7 protein-coding genes are annotated in these 16,565 nt (G+C 45.5%); 2 read left to right on the forward strand and 5 right to left on the reverse strand.

Annotated features, from left to right (window positions below; all coding sequences use genetic code 11):
- Positions 1-13 precede the first annotated feature (13 nt).
- The 3 genes from D0T87_RS11030 to D0T87_RS11040 form a co-directional block, all read right to left on the reverse strand.
- The gene (locus tag D0T87_RS11030; protein ID WP_163175186.1) at positions 14-3,088 is read right to left on the reverse strand and encodes a TonB-dependent receptor; all 3,075 of its coding nucleotides are present in this window, start codon (positions 3,086-3,088) and stop codon (positions 14-16) included.
- Positions 3,089-3,230: 142 nt separating this feature from the next.
- Positions 3,231-4,772, reverse strand: coding sequence for an arylsulfatase (locus tag D0T87_RS11035; RefSeq protein ID WP_163175228.1), 1,542 nt, complete (start codon positions 4,770-4,772; stop codon positions 3,231-3,233).
- Between the two features lie 122 nt (positions 4,773-4,894).
- Entirely contained in the window at positions 4,895-8,950 is a 4,056-nt protein-coding gene (locus tag D0T87_RS11040) for a two-component regulator propeller domain-containing protein (protein ID WP_370526841.1), read from the reverse strand.
- Between the two features lie 286 nt (positions 8,951-9,236).
- On the opposite strand from D0T87_RS11040, the gene D0T87_RS11045 reads away from it, so the two are divergent.
- Together D0T87_RS11045 and D0T87_RS11050 are read left to right on the forward strand one after the other, a co-directional pair.
- Positions 9,237-10,439 (forward strand): glycoside hydrolase family 88 protein, encoded by a 1,203-nt coding sequence (locus D0T87_RS11045; RefSeq protein ID WP_163175187.1) that lies wholly within the window; start codon positions 9,237-9,239, stop codon positions 10,437-10,439.
- Positions 10,440-10,448: 9 nt separating this feature from the next.
- Positions 10,449-11,993, forward strand: a complete 1,545-nt coding sequence (locus D0T87_RS11050) for a sulfatase (protein ID WP_163175188.1) — start codon at positions 10,449-10,451, stop codon at positions 11,991-11,993.
- A gap of 77 nt (positions 11,994-12,070) precedes the next feature.
- On the opposite strand, the gene D0T87_RS24220 is transcribed toward D0T87_RS11050, so the two are convergent.
- Positions 12,071-13,708: a fimbrillin family protein gene (locus tag D0T87_RS24220; protein ID WP_203558670.1), complete on the reverse strand. Its 1,638-nt coding sequence runs from the start codon at positions 13,706-13,708 to the stop codon at positions 12,071-12,073.
- Between the two features lie 21 nt (positions 13,709-13,729).
- Entirely contained in the window at positions 13,730-16,165 is a 2,436-nt protein-coding gene (locus tag D0T87_RS11060; RefSeq protein WP_163175189.1) for a fimbrillin family protein, read from the reverse strand.
- Positions 16,166-16,565: the final 400 nt, after the last annotated feature.

A 16,565-nucleotide genomic window follows, 5' to 3' on the forward strand; every position in this document is an offset into this window, starting at 1 on the left:
AATATATTAAACATTAGAATGAAAAGTTTAAACCAATTAAGTAATTGCGGCTATTCGGATAAGAAGCCCAGTCTACACCTTGAACCAGTGGAGAACCTAATGTCGATTCAGGGTCCAGTCCATCATAGTCTGTTATCTGGAAAGGATTCTGTACAGATGCATACACGCGCAGGTCGTTTATGCCCAACTTCCGGCAAACGCTGATTGGCAGTGTATATCCTAAAGTAATGCTCTTCATCTTAATGAAGTCTCCTTTCTCAACAAAGCGGTCGCTAAAAATCTTACTTTCGGTTCCTCCTTGTACAAAGCCCGGTACGTTGGTATTTGTATTCGTTGGAGTCCAACGGTTTAGCCAGTCTTTCATTGGAGTTACAGCAGCGAAGTTCTGTCCGCTAACTGTATTATATCCCATCTGGCGCGTAGCATTGTAAATATCGAAGCCGTGGAAACCTACTACGAAGAAAGAAAAGTCGAAGTTCTTGTAATTAAAGGTGTTGTTCCATCCCCAATTGAATGTGGGTTGGCCGCAACCGATAATACCCTGGTCATCATCATTGTATACTCCATCTTTATTGGCATCTACATATTTGGAGTTACCGGCTACAACTTTATATACTGTTCCGTTGGTTTTTCCGTTTGTATTGCCATTAGCATCTACAAAAGGAGCGTTTACTTCATTCTCTTGCCAGATACCATCAAACTTATAGCCCCAGAAGGTTCCCAGCTTTTCGCCTTCAATCATTTGGAACAATTGATTTGCGTAATTACCGGCTTGTTGCTGACGTTTGTTGTAAGTAGGAATCTTTTCATACGTTCCTTTGTTGTGCGATAACGTAACGTCTGTATGCCAACTGAAGTTTTTGGTAACCACCGGATCGGCACCTATGGTTAACTCAATACCTGTATTTTTTATCTCACCTGCGTTCTTTAGCAATGCGCTATATCCCATATGAGGAGGCTGGGCTACTTCCAATAGAATGTCTTTAGACATTTTGGTGTACCAGTCGGCATTAACAGTCAGGCGGTTATTGAAGAATCCCAAATCTATCCCTACGTTAAACTGATCATTGCGTTCCCATTTCAGATAAGGTGCTGCGGGTCTGTCTACTGTATACGTGGTGGTTCCTCCACTGGTAACAGGTGTCATGGCCGAGTAGATACGGTAAGCCGACACAGCTTGATTACCTACTGATCCGTAACCCAGGCGAAGTTTAAATTGGCTCAGACTGTTGAGGTTCTGCATAAAGGCTTCTTCCTTGATGTTCCATGCCAAAGCAGCAGATGGGAAATAAGCCCAGGTATCTTCCAGGCGAGACGAACCGTCGGCACGGATAGAAGCGGTTATCATATAGCGATTCATCAATACGTAGTTTACGCGCAACATTCCGGACATCAACGTGTTTTTGGTGCGGTTGGAAGATACGCGTGAAAGATCGGCTGCCGACCATCCCAGGGCGTTATATCCCAATTGGTCGATGAAGTCTACTTCTGAAGCAGTGCTGGTATGGTTATAATCATCACCATAAGATTGTTCAAAAACAGCGGTCGCATTGATACGATGGTTCTTATTGAATTCTTTGATATAACTCAACGTATTGGTGTTCAGCCAACCCACATTGAAATGACTGGTTGCTTGCGCCTGGTTGGTGCTGTTTTTAAAGGCATAATAACTCAGATCGTTTTCGGCAGAACGGTTCAGTCTATTATCAAAGGTTACGCCTAATTGAGAACGGAAACTTAGTCCGTCCAGAATATCGAAGTGTACATAGCCTTGAATGCGATTGTTCAATGTCTGGTTTTTAGATTTAGACTCCCAGATCATTCCCATTGGGTTGTAGCTCTTACCTCCGTCGAAGAAGAAATTGTTATAGTTTCCATCTTCATCTTTAGGATTGATCGTTGATGGGAAGTACATGGCTTGCTGAATCAGACCGTCGTAATCAGAGATACGTGGTTTGGATGATTGGTTGAAATGGCCGTACATGTTCACTCCTGCCTTTAACCAGCTTTTAACTTGAGTGTCCATTTTCAAGCGCCAGGAATAAATACTATTCTCTGATTCTTTAATTACACCTTCGTTGTTTTCATATCTCAAAGAGGCCAGGAAAGTCGTTTTCTCTCCACCACCGGCAATAGACATTTCATAGTTCTGCACAAGCGCCGGGTCCTGGAAAATCTCTTTCGAATAGTTGTAACCTTCTTTGCCACTCTTGAATGCAGCCAACTGCTCGTTGCTGTAGTAATGGTTGTTTCCCTTACCGTCATATTCCGTTGCGTGGGCGTTGACCAACTGAGCATAATCATACGTAGAAAGGTTATCCGGATATTTGGATACCGTTTTGAAGTTTACAAAAGCATTAAAAGAGACAGTAAGTTTGTCCTTCGCCGGCGTTTTTGTTGTAATCAGGATCACCCCATTGGCACCGCGCGAACCGTAAACGGCAGTTGCCGATGCGTCTTTCAATACCTCAATGGATTGGATGTCCGAAGGGTTGAGTGATTTCATTGAACCACCGATAAATCCGTCAATAACCACCAGCGGTCCGGTTTCGGCGGTGATAGAGTTAATACCGCGTACACGAATGGTATTATCCGAACTCGGATCGCCCGAACCAGACAATACGGATACCCCTGCCATACGGCCTTGCAGCGCATCGGAGATGTTGCCGGTAGGAACACCCTTCAAAGCATCGGCTGCTTTTACCGACGCTACGGCTCCGGTTAAGTCGCTTTTGCGTTGTACACCATATCCCACTACTACCACTTCTTCGAGCTGTTGACTATCTTCCGCCAGCTTTACAAGAAGAGTGGTTCTGCCGTTTACCTGTATTTTCTGAGTTTGGTAACCGATATAGGAGAATATAAGAGTTCCATTGGCAGGAACGTTAGCAAGGGTGAAATTACCATCTATATCCGTGATGCATCCGTTGGTAGTTCCCTCTACAACTACCGATACTCCGATGATCGCGTCAGAGGCATCTGTGACAGTTCCTTTCACTGTTATGTTCTGTGCATCTGCATTCGTTGCAAAGAGAACAGAAAATAGCATAATACCTACTGCTTTTAGAAAGCAAGCTTTTTGTTTCATAAATATTAAATTTTAGTTATTAAAAGGTAGTATTGCATGATTGTTTTCTCAAAATTAATTCAAAACGGGCGAGCGCTTGTTTAGCTATTGTTCAGAAATAGTACGAATTAGTCCACATGGAAGATATTTGCTTTTTTACGAACTATTTCTTCATTTTTATCTGTTGAAGTAGGACTGAAAACTGCTCTACAACATGAGGATGCTCTTTGGCCACATTATTGGTTTCGGAAGGATCGACAGATAAATCGTACAATTGCGCCCTGGGCTCATTGCCTAATTCCATTTTAGTCCAGTATTCTATTTGAGGCGCATCGCTTGGTTCGATGTATTTCCAACTGCCTTTGATCAATGCAAGCGTATTGTTCAGGTTTTGCTGAATCACATATTCTCTTCCACGCTCATCCTTGCCCAATAAGGTATTTAACTGTTCCTGACTATCAGGTGCAGCACCCGGACGGAGCGGCTGGTTAAGCAGTTTAGCCAACGAAGCATATACATCAATCTGCGAGAAAAGAGATTGTTGCTTGCAGGGTTTGATGCCTGCCGGCCAGCGTATAATAAAAGGAACCCGGGTTCCGGCTTCGTAGGCACTGTACTTTCCGCCGCGGTAGATACCCATTGGGGTATGGTTGTTTAACTTTTCGAGGGCTTCATCCTGATATCCGTCGTCAATAACGGGACCGTTGTCGCTGGTAAAGATAAGGATGGTGTTGTCTGTTAGTTTCAGGCTATCCAAGGTGTGCATAATCTCTCCGATGGTCCAGTCGAGTTGCAGGATCACATCGCCACGTGTGCCTAAACCACTCTTTCCGGCAAACCGGGGGTGGGGGATGCGGGGCACGTGGATGTCTTGCGTACCCATATAAAGGAAGAAGGATTGGTCTTTGTGGTCGGTAATATAACGCTTGGCTTTACAGGTAATCACATCGGCAATATCTTCGTCTACCCAGAGAGCCGATTTTCCGCCTGTCATCCAACCGATGCGGGGGATTCCGTTGACAATCGTGTTGTTGTGTCCCTGGCTGGGCTTTAACTTTACAAGTTCCGGGTTTTCCTCGCCCGTAGGCCAGTTGCCGACTTTTTGTTCGTAGTTAACGGTGATCGGGTCGTTGGGGTCGAGGTTAACCACGTGGCCATTTTCTACATATACACAGGGCACGCGGTCTACGGTTGCGGGAATGACAAATTCATAATCGAACCCGATGTTCTGGGCATTGGGGGTGATCTTCCGGTTGAAGTCTGTACCACCGCGAGGGCCTAACCCGAGGTGCCATTTGCCTACCACGCCGGTACTGTATCCGGCATCTTTGAACATATCGGCCAGGGTTACGCAGGTGGTATCGATAATCAACTCCGAGTTGCCGGGAGCGATGCCTGTATTTTCCTGTCTCCACGGATACATGCCGGTGAGCAACCCGAAGCGGGAGGGGGTGCTGGTAGCGGAAGTAGCATAAGCATTGGTGAACTGTGCACCTTGTCCGGCAAGCCTGTCTATATTGGGGGTCCGTACCTGAGTGGCGCCGTAGCAACTTAAATCGCCAATCCCCAGATCGTCCGAGAAGATGTAGATGACATTGGGCTTTCGCGCTTGCTGGTCCTTATCCGTCTTGGGGGAGCTGCTGCCGCAACCGGAAAGCAAAGCAATACCGGAAAGGAGTGACCAAATCGGAAGATCGTTTTTCATAGGTTTCATTCGCTGTGGTTTTGAATTTGTTGATTCAAAAATAAGCGATTATATCGTGATAGAAGGGTAATAGCGTTCAGAATTACTCCGAAAATGTACCTGCAGGCGTGGTGTGGTTTTCTCTACAGTTCCTCTTCCTCCTCCTCTTTGTCGTCAGAATCCTTTCCCTTCCGATACGCCAGCGGATTAACATGATAAGCATCCTTAAAACATTTACTGAAATAGCGCGAAGAACTAAACCCGATCTTATCAGCAATTTCGGAAACATTCAATTCCGGGTTGTTGCGAAGCATAACCGCTCCCTTTTTAAGCCTGATCGTGAGAATAAAATCATTAGGCGTTTGTCCCGTAATCGCTTTGATCTTGGCAAACAGGTTGGTACGTGCCATTCCCATTTTACGGGCGAAGGTGTTGATATTGAAACTCGTGTCGTCCAGGTGACTCTCGATAATCTCAATCGCCCGGTCGAGTATTTCCTTGTCTATCGGGTTCGTGGCCAGTATTTGGGCAAAAGTCTGAGGCTGCTTGCTGAATTTCTCCTGTAAAAGCAACCTTGAATTCACCAGGTTATTACAACGGGATACCAGAATGTTGATGTTGAAAGGCTTAGTGATATAATCGTCTGCACCGATACGCAGTCCCTCTACGGTATGTTTAATCGCCGTTCGGGCAGTAAGCAATACAACGGGGATATGGCATATCTCCGGATTTGTTTTAATCTCCTTACACAATTCGGTGCCCGACATACGCGGCATCACCACGTCACTCAGTACAATGTGCGGCATTTCTTCGTGTACCTTCCTCAATGCTTCCTCTCCATCCGAGGCTGTAATTACCTGGTAGAATGTACTGAAGATTTCCGAAAGCATGGTCTTGATTGAATCGTTGTCTTCGACAATCAGCATCTTGGCATCGGGAATGCGGTTGCGCGGTGATGTTTCCTCCCATTCGGTTTCCGGTATCTCTTCTATGTCCGGTACTTTCGATTCTATTTGCTGAACCTCATCGACTTTACCTATCTGGTCGGCAGTGAAGTGTTTGTTGCCCAGCTGCATGGTGACAGTAAAGGTTGTTTGTTGTCCCGGTTCGCTCACCACATGAATCGTTCCATGATGCAATTCTACAATACCTTTGGTCAGTGAAAGCCCAATGCCCGTTCCACCGCCGGTAGAGAGCGAGTCCATTTGCTCTGTTTGATAGAAACGGTCGAAGATTTTGTCTATCTCTTCGGGTTTGATGCCCGATCCCGTATCTGTAATTTCAATAACGGCATGGTTGTTTTCCTGTTTAACTCCCATCGTAATCGTGCCATACTCCGGAGTATGCTTCAAGGCATTCGACAACAAGTTGTTGATCACTTTCTGCATCTGCCTGAAATCATACCACACTTCCAGTGTTTTGACTTCATCGTTGAAATTCAGGGTGACTTGCTTATTACTGGCATATTCCAGAAAGAGCAGATAGTTCTCGTACAGGAATTCGACCAGGTTGTGCGGACTGACTTTGATCTTCATATGCCCCTGCTCCTGTTTACGGAAGTCGAGCAATTCGGTGATCAGTTCTTTCAGTTGAAGGCTGTTCTTATAAATGCCTAACACCTTATTATATACAACAGGAGTAAAAGATTGTAATTGCAACAAAGACTCTACCTGCCCTACAATCAGCGTAAGCGGGGTACGGAACTCATGCGAAATGTTGGTGAAGAAACGGAGCTTCGATTGGTTGAGAGCCTCTATATCTTTCAGATGCTTCTGCTCATATTTCAACGACTCCCGAAGGCGGATACGCGAATTGTATGTAACAATCAAATACCACAACAATGCTCCGATCACGAGAATGTATATCAGGTAGGCTACGGTTGTTTTATAGAACGGAGGAAGAATGGTTATCTTCAGCACACTTCTTTCTATCAACTGATTGTCGTTGCTCGATTGGATGATTAGTTTATACTCTCCCGGATTCAGGTTCGTGTACGTAATAGAATGCTGTCCGCGCGTCCGGTTCCAATCCTGTGAAAACCCTTCCAGGCGGTAAATGATTTCTTTCTCATTGGCAGGGATATAGTTGGATGTGGCAAACTCTACAATAAACATCGACTGGCTGGCTTTCAGCGTAATCTCGTCTGTATAGCAAATGGCCTGTTTAAGGATTCCGGTGTCATCGCCCGGTTGGATCTCTTCGCCGTTCACTATAAGCCGGCTTAAATTGATGTTGTAAGGCTTGGACGTAAAGTTGAGGTCTTTCTCGTAAAAGGAGATCATACCGTTCACTCCTCCGATAAAGACCTCTCCGTCTTGTGTCATGTACAGTGCATTTTCGTTTGTTGCCGTCAAAGGGAAACCATTCTCTTTGCCGTAGTTCTGAACGGTTTTCCGGATATAATCGAATATAGAGAAGCCCTGGTTGGTGATCATTAATAACCGGCCTTTTGTGGTAGACTCGAATACCTCGTAAACACAGTCGCTCGACAAGCCGTTCTTGTGCGAGTCGAAGTTCTCGAAGTCATTGGTTTCCCTCCTGTAAAGATCCAGTCCGCTACCGGATGTGGAGAACCACAGGTTTCCCTGACTGTCTTCTGCTATGCTGTTGACGTTGTTGTTGCTTAAACAGTTCGGCGAACCAGCCTTGTAGCGATAATTAACGAGTTTATCGGACTTAAAGTCGTAAGAGAACACTCCTTCGCCCGTTACGGCCATCCAGAGTATTCCTGTTTTATCGAACTGTAGGTCGGCTATCATCTGAATCATCCGGCCTTCGCTTTTGTCAGCGAAGAGTTGGGTGCATGTTTCTGTTTGCGGGTTAAACAAACAAACTCCATTCTGTGTGGCTACAACCAACAGGTCGTTATAGGGCACAATATCTCTGACGATATCCGATGGTAGGGTAGACGCGTCTCCCTCCCGCATGCGGTAGTTCCGGAAATGATTGGTTTTCAAATCCAGTTTGTTTAACCCTCCGAGGTGGGTGCCTATCCACATAATATCTTTCTCTTTATCGTAATGAATGGCTTTGATGTTCTGCCCGGAAAGTCTGCCGGCTTCTGTGCCCGACGATAGATACCACTTGAAGCGTTTCTTCTTCCTCTCGTACACATTTATGCCTCCACCTTCGGTACATATCCAGAGGTTGCCTTCTTTGTCTTCCAACATTCGCCCTACTACGGAACTGCTAAGTCCCTCGGACTCCACAGTCGACTCTCTGAAATAATCATATATCTCGTATTCCGGATTGAAGTAATTGAGTCCGCCAAAATACGTACCCAGCCAAAGCGTGCCTTGCTCATCTTTTACGATACACCAGACGGAAGAGTGTGTAAGGCTTCCCGGTTCGTCTTTCCGGGCGGTGTAGTTATGGAATGTACCGGTGTCTTTCCGGTAAAGGTTAAGTCCGTTGAAAGTCCCGATCCAGATGTTGCCTATATTATCTTCGCAACACCAGCGGGCAAAGTCGGATGAAAGGCTTGCCGGATCATTGGGCCGGTGCCTGAAATTGTGGATATTACCTTCGGGGTCTACATGATATATGCCGTGCTCCCAACTCCCGATCCACAGTTCTTTCGATGAATCTTCATAGATGCTGATGATGTTGCCTTTGGGTATAGGGAGTGAGATGTCTTTCTTGTTTTTAAGTTTATAGACACCCGCATAGGTTCCGATCCACAGGTCGTTATTCGCATCCAGCGACAGGCAGGTGATGGTAATGTCCTTTCCGGCGAGTTGATAATAAAGGTCGAAGTTCCGGGTTTCTTCATTATAGATGTATATTTCGTTTCTTATGCTGATATAGAGCCTTTCGTTGTAATAAATGCTGCTGATGTTTCCTTGTATCAGGGTTGTAAACTTCTGTTGGGCAAGATCGAACTCGGCCACCCCTTCGGTGCATAACAGGTAAACCTGGCCTTTTTTATTGCCTGTTATCCGTAATACGTTGTTACAGAACAGGCTGTTGGGGTCGTTCTTTTGTAGTTTATAGGTTTTAATATCGTTACCATTATACCGGTTTAGTCCCTCGCGGGTTCCAATCCATACCGAACCTTTTTCGTCGATATAGAGACTGTTTACCGAGAATTGTGATAGTCCATCGTCGGTAGTTAGGTGACTGAAGGTTATATTGGGTCCTTGTGCAAAAGTAGAAGTGATGCAACAGAAGAGCCACATCAGCGTAAAAAATACTTTCACTTTGGAGTGTTTGGAAATAGATCTCATTCTTGTTATATGATGCCTTTATCACAAATATATGTTTTTTGCTCAATATATCTATGGTTTGAGGTGGCTTGCTGAAGGAAATGTATTAAATTGGAGTTCTTTGAACGATTGTGTACCAATTCCTTTTGCAGGAGGTCTGAGAGTAGATGTAAAAAATGCTATTTAGACAATATTGTTGTTTTAATGAATTATTTGTGAACTTATTTTTTAAGGTTAGTATTATTTTTGCTCTCAACGAAATTTATAACAATTAGATAGCATGAAAACATTTTTAGGACTATGTGCGGTTTCATCACTTTTACTGTTTAGCTGTAACAATGGCGCAGCTACAAAAGACAGTCTGATAGAAGATAATATAGTGAATGCAGTGAACCAGTACACTATACAAACGAATCTGATCGAACAATCCGGACGCGTTCTGAATCCCCGAACTATCCGGGAGGATGGAAGCATTGTTTATATTCCTATTGATGACTGGACGAGTGGCTTTTTCCCCGGCAGCATGTGGTTATTGCACGAACTGACAAACGATTCTAAATGGCAACCCCTGGCCGAGAAGTATACGGAAGACCTGGATTCGGTAAAATACCTCAAGTGGCACCACGATATCGGGTTTATGATTGGGTGTAGTTACCTGAACGGCTATCGCCTGGCAGATAAAAAAGAATATAAAGAGGTTATTATAGAGGCTGCCCATTCTTTCTCCAGCCGTTTTCGTCCCAATGCCGGGGTGACGCAATCCTGGGATGCCGATAAAGGTTGGCAGGCGGAGCGCGGTTGGAAGTGCCCGGTGATTATAGATAATATGATGAACCTGGAGTTGCTGTTCGAAGGTACCCGGCTTTCGGGCGATTCTACTTTCTATCAGATAGCCGTTAAACATGCGGATACTACGATGAAATATGCTTTCCGCACGGATAACAGTTGCTATCACGTTGTGGATTATGATCCTGAAACGGGTGAAGTGCGTAAAAAGCAAACGGCCCAGGGATACGCCGACGAATCGGCATGGGCACGCGGACAGGCATGGGCTTTGTATGGTTATACGCTGTGCTACCGGTATACGGGCGATGTGAAATACCTGGAACAGGCCCGCAAAATCTACCAGTTTATATTTACGCACCCCAATCTGCCGGCCGATTTGATTCCGTATTGGGATTACAATGCTCCTAATATCCCGAATGAGCCTCGTGATGTATCTGCTGCAACCTGCACGGCTTCGGCACTGTATGAAATGCATACGTATCTTCCGAAAGAAGGATATAAAGATACCGCCGATAAGATACTGAAGAACCTATCGACTCCTGCATACCGGGCAAAGGTGGGCGAGAACGGGAACTTCATCCTGATGCATTCCGTAGGAAGTATTCCTCACGGGGCGGAAATTGATGTACCGTTGAATTATGCCGACTACTATTTCCTGGAAGGATTGATACGTAAAAGAGACTTGGAAACCAAATAACGAATACACATGAAGAGTCGTATAAACCTGTTAATGGCCGGGCTGGGTGTACTTACACTGCCTGGCTGCAAGGCTCCTCAGGCAAAAGAGATTACTTCGCCTAACATCATTTATATATTTCCCGATCAGCTCCGCAACCATGCTATGGGTTTCTGGAACGAAGAAGGGTACAGACAACAGGTACGTTTTCAGGGAGACCCGGTGCACACCCCTCACTTAAATGCTTTTGCCCGTGAGTCGATGGTGTTGACCTCGGCCATGAGCAACTGTCCTTTAAGTAGCCCGCACCGGGGTATTCTGTTGACCGGCATGTATCCGCACCGCAGCGGCGTGCCTTTAAATTGTAACTCTACCCGTCCCTTCAGTTCGCTGCGTGAAGATGCGGTATGTATAAGCGATGTACTTAGCCGGGCGGGTTACGACTGCGGATATTTCGGTAAGCTGCATCTTGATTTTCCAACCCCCAACGATCCGGAGAATCCGGGTCAATATGTTGAATCCCGTCGCCCGGCATGGGATGCGTACACACCGGAATCCCGCCGGCACGGGTTCAACTACTGGTATTCTTATGGAACGTTTGATGAGCATAAGAAGCCTCATTATTGGGATACGAATGGCCAGCGGCATGAAATACGTGAGTGGTCGCCACTGCACGAGGCCCAAGAAGTTGTTTCGTACCTGAAAAATGAACGGGGACAACGGGATAGTAGTAAGCCATTCTTCGTTATGGTGAGCATGAATCCGCCGCATAGCCCCTATCAATCGCTGGACGACTGCATGGAGGAGGATTATAGTCTTTATAAAGATATTCCATTGAGCGATTTGCTGGTACGTCCGAACGCCAATGCAGCAATGGATAAAGCAAAATCTACCCCGTATTATTATGCATCCGTAACCGGGGTAGACCGTGCTTTCGGCATGATATTGGCGTCTCTGAAAGAACTGGGATTAGATAAAAATACGATTGTGGTTTTCACCTCCGATCATGGCGAAACCATGTGCAGCCAGTCTATTGATGATGCTAAGAACTCTCCTTATGCCGAGGCTATGAATGTGCCATTCCTGATACGTTATCCCGAACACATTTCTCCGGGGGTGGACCACTTGCTTCTTTCTACTCCCGATATCATGCCTACATTACTTGGGTTGAGTGGATTGGAAGAGAAGATACCGATAGAGGTACAAGGAGAGAACTTTGCGCCTCTGTTTCTGGGGAAGGATACTTCGGTTAAATACCCCACAGGAGTGCTTTATTTTCAGAATCTGGATGGCGAAAAGGATGCTGATGGATTGGTGCAAAACTACTTCCCTTCCTCGCGAGGCATAAAGACCGCCCGGTATACATTGGCTCTTTACATAGATAGGGAAAGGCATCAGTTAATAAAAACATTGATGTTCGATGACGAGAATGATCCTTATCAACTGAATAACCTTTCACCAAAGGAACATGCTGAGGTTTTTACTTCGCTCTGTAAAGAGATGGGAGCCAAACTGAAAGAGGTAGGTGATCCGTGGTACGAAAGCAGGATTCTGGATCATCTCTTGGAATATTAGTTTATAGTTGCTCCCTTTTAAACCATTTTACGGCTATGTTACAGGTTCTTCTATTTTGAGACAGTCTTGCAATGTCCTTACTTCTTCCCAATAATGGCTGCAATCTGACTCTCATTTAATGCTTTGTCATAAACAACAAAGTCATCGAACATAAACCCTGGATCGGGATCGCCGTAATTAAAGGCTTGGTTTCCACCTAATGCGATATACTTCAGTTCCGCACCCGCGTTGAACAGTCCGTCCAAGACTTGTCCATCGGTGGAACCATCGATGACCCATTTGTTTTTAAGTGCACCATCAAAGTAAACGCATGCGGTAGTTGCTGTCATTGTTACCATGTAGTAGTGCCATTCGCCGTCGGCCAGCCAATCGGTAGCATTATGATACAGCGTGTTGACCCCTGCTACATTGTCCGCATCGTTAAAGTCGCAATATCCGGCACAATTTATCTGCATCACTCCCCGGTACTGTAGTGCGAACATGGGCCATGTGTTTGCTCCATCCATAGGTGCGGCACCATGTGCTGTAAACAATGGACTCCATGCGTATGTTGAAGATTCTCCTGCGTTTTTTGCGTTTACCCATACACCGATAGACATTTCTTGTGTAACGGCTGAGTGTGAAAGGATATCTTCCGGAAGGAGTAGGTAGTTGGTCCGCATGCCTCCGGTTGCATTCTGGAATACATTTCCAAATTCGCTGTCTGTTACGAAGCTGCCTCCGCCTACAATGGTTAACCCTTCGTTGCTGTCGAAGGAATTGAAGTATACAGCTTCGGGTAGTTTGGCGCTTTCTTCGGAACCGGGTATCTTCTCTGCTGATCCTGAGCCTGTTTCCTCTTCCCAGGGTGATACTGAACCGTTGTCTATGGATACCAGTTCTGCTACGACACGACTGTTGTTGATGGTAACTGTAAACGTGTAGAAGGTGTTGGGGGCTAAAGATGTTATTGAAGCATCATTCTCCATTATTATCCACTCGTATTTAGCCCCATCGATACTGAATACTACTTTGTTTGCGTTGTTAAGTACGGTGGGAATCAGGATAGCCTCGTAAACATTTGCTTCTTTATTATAGGGGATAATTGTACTGATGTCGCTTTTATCTTCTATTGCTCCGGTTTTTATGTTGAAAGAAGCTGTGTTTGTAGCATGTATGGTTACAGAAGACACTTCGGAAAGTCCATCTTCCAGAACCACACTTATCTTTACTTTACTCAACTGATGAGTGAAACTTAGGGATACATTCGTTGCATTCGTTTCATTATGATTGCGGCTGACGGCATAAAGCAAATCGTTTTTAGTGAAGCCTGTAGCTTGATTGGCAATGCTGATGGGGTAAATAAAGCTTTCGGCGTTTTCCTTATATGGGTAATACGCAATGAAATCGACTGTGCTTCCTCCATCGGGATAGCTGATTGCTGCATCGCTGTTGGCTGGGGCGAAGGGGGTGCTTTGCGCGGTGTTTTGTGCTGTATAAGCAATGTTTCTTGCACCATTTACCACAACGCTGCTGTTGTTCTCTGTCATAAATACGCCGATGACATCACCTGCGCTCCATTTGTCGCCCTCTTCGTTGACACGTGTTTCGTATCGGTTTACTCCCGAAAAGAAGTGTACGTCTCTTGATTGATTTTCTTCGTTGTGGTCGTTGCTACATGCGCTGAGGCATATTGCCCATGCGGTCAGCCATCCTATCATTTTTTTCGTTTTCATGTTTTTCCGTATTTAAAGTTATTAATTCTTCTTCTTACCCCAGTAGGTTTTCGATGTGGTATATCCTGCATACACGATGGTATGTTGGCGCGGTGTGGCTTCCCAGTCTACTTCGCGTTGCAAGTAGAGTTTTACACCATTGGCTGTGAGGATCTGTTTTTCTTCGTCGTAGCTCCATGTTGCTCCCTTCCATGTGCCGGAAGTGATGGTGTGGTTTTCGCTAAATACCATGTCGATGGCCACTTTTTGTTGATTTATGCTGTATCCAAGATCGATATGTTCCCATGTACCGATCAGCTCGTTTTCTGTAATTCTTACCTGGGGTACGGCTCCGTAGCGTTCGGGCATCACCAACGGCCAACCATCTTCCGTCCAGCGTATGCTGCGGATATGTCCCATCATCAGGGCATTGCTGGCATGAATACCCGAAACGTTTTCGGGGAAACGTGCCTGTGAAGTATAAAACCAATTGCCGGCTCCGTCTTCAAATATTGCGCAATGCGAGATGCCTACCCAGCCATCGCCTTCGCTGAACTTATAAGGGTGGGTGACTACCGGAAGGATGGTTCCTCCTGTGGTTACGTTGGTGCCGTCGATGCCATAATAAGGGCCTGTAATGGAGGTGGAGCGTGCTACGCGCGTATTGTAGGCAACCGATAAGGCGTCGTAGGCCATAAAGAGATAGTAATAGCCTGTTTCGAGGTTATACACAATCTCGGGACCTTCGGAAGCTTGCCAGCGACTTCCGCGCGTATATACCATTTGTCCGTAGGCCGAGGGGGTGCTGATGTTCCAGGGCACTCCAGCCTGATCCAACAGCAAACCGGTAGCGGGGTCGAGTTGAACGGCTGCAATTCCGCTATGCCAGGAGCCATAGATCATCCAATCTTCGTTCTCGGGGGTGGTAATAACCGTTGGGTCTATTGCGTTGTATTTAAAATAGGCATCCCAATTGTTTAAACTGGAGCGGGTCCAGTTGTTCATTTCTTTATCGGAAGAGGAGCAGATGACCATACCTTTGTCTTCCCAATTGTTTGTAGCAGGATTGTCGGTTTCCATTAACCCGATAAAGGCGCGCTCTGTCCAGGAGTTATCGAAATTGGTGGCGTTGTTGAACGCACCTGTTTTTATGTAATTGTCGATTACAATCGAGTAATACATGCGATACTTTCCGTTGGCAGCTTTACGAACGACTGGCGCCCAACATCCGTAGGTTGGGTTTTCTATTGCCGGTAAACCTTGTTGAGTACGAATCTCGTTAAGCTTTTCTTTTACCCATGTGGGTACTTCGCCCATGGTGGCTCCCATGTAATCCCAGTTTATCAGGTCTTTCGAACGACGGGCATGAAAATGTCCGTGTCCATCGTGCGCATTGCCGTATGAGGCGTCTGTTTGGTACATATAATAATACCCATCGTCGGCTTTGATTACTGTAGGGTCGTGTACGTTGGCCAGGTTCCAGTTGTAGCGCTTATTCCAGGCGGCTATGCCCGAATAGTTATCCTTATATTCAGGGGCTTTGTAGTTGGCCAGTTGCGCATCTTCTGAATTTGCTTCTCCGTTGGCCTTTTTCTCCGTTGCCCAGGGAGATACTGATCCGTCTTCAATCTCGATCAGTGTTGCTGTGACCTGCTCGTCTATGGTAATTTGGAAGGTGTAGGATTTGCCTTTTTCGAGGGCTGCGATGTTTTCTTTGTTTTCTGTGATTATCCATTTATAGGTGCTGCCGTCCACTACAAATTCTACCCAATGGCTTGTGTTGAGTGAGAGGGGCATTATAATGGCTTCGGATGTTGCCGTTTCCGAGTTGTAGTAGGGGGTAATGGCGCTTATATCGCCTTTGTCGATGAGATTTGCCGTTTCCAGGTTGAATTGTGCGGTGGTATGCATTCCGTGGATGGCGACGGAAGTGATAGAGGTTAATCCACTGTTGAGCACGATCTTTATTTTTAATTTACTTAATTGATGTGTAAAGGGGAGGGTGACGTTGCTTATGTTTTCGTACGTATGTGTCTTGCTTTCTGCGTAAAGTAAATCGTGCCTGGTTGGATCGCTTGCCTGATTGGCGAGGTTGACCGGGTAGTCATTATTTTGTATGGAAGGGGTGTAGGGGTAGTAGGCTTTGAAGTCTACAACGCCATATTCTTCATCATAATATATACTGTTGTTTTGGGGTGTAAAAAGGGTGGGGGATTCACTCTTTTGAGATACATAGGGTATGTTTGATGCTCCCTGACAGATCTCAAAGCGTTCGCTTTTGGTCATAAAGATACCGATCTCGTCGCCTGCGTTCCAACTGTCTCCCTGTTGATTGATACGGGTTTGGTATTGATTTACTCCCGAAACGAATGTCACGGTCTGACTTCTCTCTTCGCCGTGATCGGTTTCTGCACATGCTACAGTACAGCAGGCTATAACAACGCAATAGTACAGTTTCTTTAGGTGTTTGTTTTTCATTTTGATTGACTGTATTAGTTTTAATAGCAGCAAAGATAGATGCCGTCTGCTGGAACAGGGTGGATATTTGTCTTTTTGAGGTGGATGTTTGCTCTTTTAAGGTGGATGAAAAGGGTGTGTGTGCAGGTGCACTCTATACATGCGTTTTTATGATGGAAATATATCACAAGTCACACGGAGTGATATAACTGTTTGTTTCTCAGTGGGGATTGGTTTGTTTTTCTAGTTTGAAAGTCACATGTTAATATCACAAGTGTCACTGGTTGAATTGCGTCAGGAGTAATGAGAAATAGCCTTAGGAGTAATGAGAAATAACCTCATGGGTGATGAGGTACTTTCTCAGTGTGAATGAGAAACTTTCTCAGAAGCAGAACTCCATTGCCCCAGTTCTTTCGGACTG

The sequence above is a fragment of the Bacteroides sp. 51 genome, from assembly GCF_010500965.1.
In the GTDB taxonomy this organism is placed as follows: Bacteria; Bacteroidota; Bacteroidia; order Bacteroidales; family Bacteroidaceae; genus Bacteroides.

Excerpts from the sequence above, each read along its gene's own strand:
- D0T87_RS11030 (WP_163175186.1), bottom strand. The coding sequence starts at position 3,088 with ATGAAACAAAAAGCTTGCTTTCTAAAAGCAGTAGGTATTATGCTATTT.
- D0T87_RS24220 (WP_203558670.1), bottom strand. The coding sequence starts at position 13,708 with ATGAAAACGAAAAAAATGATAGGATGGCTGACCGCATGGGCAATATGC.
- D0T87_RS11035 (WP_163175228.1), bottom strand. The coding sequence starts at position 4,772 with ATGAAAAACGATCTTCCGATTTGGTCACTCCTTTCCGGTATTGCTTTG.
- D0T87_RS11060 (WP_163175189.1), bottom strand. The coding sequence starts at position 16,165 with ATGAAAAACAAACACCTAAAGAAACTGTACTATTGCGTTGTTATAGCC.
- D0T87_RS11045 (WP_163175187.1), top strand. The coding sequence starts at position 9,237 with ATGAAAACATTTTTAGGACTATGTGCGGTTTCATCACTTTTACTGTTT.
- D0T87_RS11050 (WP_163175188.1), top strand. The coding sequence starts at position 10,449 with ATGAAGAGTCGTATAAACCTGTTAATGGCCGGGCTGGGTGTACTTACA.